This window comes from Ornithinibacter sp., from assembly GCF_035443565.1.
GTDB lineage: Bacteria > Actinomycetota > Actinomycetes > Actinomycetales > Dermatophilaceae > Fodinibacter.
In genome coordinates, this window is the sequence record NZ_DAORSO010000333.1 from 1 (window position 1) to 1570 (window position 1570).

Below are 1570 nucleotides of genomic sequence, written 5' to 3' on the forward strand. Positions count from 1 at the left end.
ACTCGGACCCGGCACATCCAGGGCGCTCGGGTGATCGCGATCGACGGCAAGACGGGAGGGTGTCAAGTTGTCTGTGTAAGTGAGGTGGGTCACATGGGGTTACAGGTGGGTGTTGATGCGGTCGGGGTAGACGAGGGCGAGCTCGCCCAGGGCTGCTTTCCAGCCTTGGATGACGGAGCCTTCGACGAGCTTGCCGGGGGCCTTGCGGGGGCTGCCCTTGGGTAGGCCGGCTTCCTTGGCGCGTTCCCGGGCGCGTTTGTCCTCGATGGTGCGGATCGCCAGCCAGAGGAGCTTGATCGCGGCGGCGTCGTTGGGGAAGTGGCCACGGTTCTTGATGATCTTGCGCAGCTGGTAGTTCAGGCTCTCGATGCTGTTCGTCGTGTAGATGACCTTCCTCAGGGCGGGCCCGAACGCCAGGAACGGGGTGAACCGCTCCCAGGCGTTCTCCCACGATGCGACCGCGGCGGGGTACTTCTTGCCCAGCGTGGAGTCCGCGAACGTGGTCAGCGCCATGAGAGCGGCGTCCTCGTTGGCGGCGGTGTAGATCGGGCGCAGCATCGCGGCGACGGCCTTGCGGTCGGTGTAGGACACGAACCGCATCGAGGCCCGGATCAGGTGTACTACGCAGGTTTGGACCATCGCCTGCGACCAGGTCGCCTCGATGGCCTCGGGGAAGCCGGTCAGGCCGTCGCAGCACACGATCAGCACGTCCTTGACGCCGCGGTTGGCGAGCTCGGCGCACACCGACGCCCAGAACTTCGCGCCCTCGCTGGCTTGGATCCAGATCCCCAGGACGTGCTTGACCCCGTCCATGTCGACCCCGACGGCGATGTGCGCGGCCCGGTTGGCCACGTGCGCCCCGTCGCGGATCTTGACCACGAGGGCGTCGAGGTAGATCACCGGGTAGAACGCCTCGAGCGGGCGGGTCTGCCACGCGGTGACCTCCTCGGCCACGGCGTCGGTGACCTTGCTGATCGTCTCGTGCGACAGGTCGGTGCCCAGCGTGGACGCCAGGTGGTGCTGGATGTCGCGGATCGTCATCCCGCCCGCGTACAGGCTGATGATCATGTCCTCCAGCCCGCCCAGGCGGCGGGCGCCCTTGGGCACCAGCGCCGACGCGAACGTGGAGTTCCGGTCCCGAGGCTGGTCCAACGCGATATCGCCGACCTCGGTGCCCACCGTCTTGGGGGTGCTCCCGTTGCGCGAGTTGCCCGACCCCTTACCGGCCGGGTCGCCCTTGTCGTAACCCAGGTGCCCGGTCAGCTCGGCCTCCATCCCCCGCTCGAGGACGGCCTTGATCATCTCGGGCAGGAACCCGCCCTCACCGGTCAGCGACAGCCCACGCTCATCCGTGGCAGCCATCAACTGGTCCAGCATCTCGTCGGTGAACAGCTCCCGACGCAACCGGCGAGCCTCGGGCTCGACAGCGTCCTTCTTCGCTTGCTTGGTCATGCTCACAATCAAACTCCTTCAGGTTGGCAACCCCCTCGCTTACACAGACCATCTGATACCACCCAAGACGGTGCGCGGCGCAAGAACCGGGGCGCGTGCGGCGCCGCATCTGATCGCT

The 1570-nt window shown here is 66.9% G+C and carries 1 protein-coding gene; it reads right to left on the reverse strand.

What is annotated here, in order from left to right; translation table 11 throughout:
- Positions 1-99 precede the first annotated feature (99 nt).
- Positions 100-1377, reverse strand: a complete 1278-nt coding sequence (locus PLL68_RS14975) for an IS256 family transposase (protein ID WP_502910732.1) — start codon at positions 1375-1377, stop codon at positions 100-102.
- Positions 1378-1570 lie beyond the last annotated feature (193 nt).

Excerpts from the sequence above, each read along its gene's own strand:
- PLL68_RS14975 (WP_502910732.1), bottom strand. The coding sequence starts at position 1,377 with ATGCTGGACCAGTTGATGGCTGCCACGGATGAGCGTGGGCTGTCGCTG.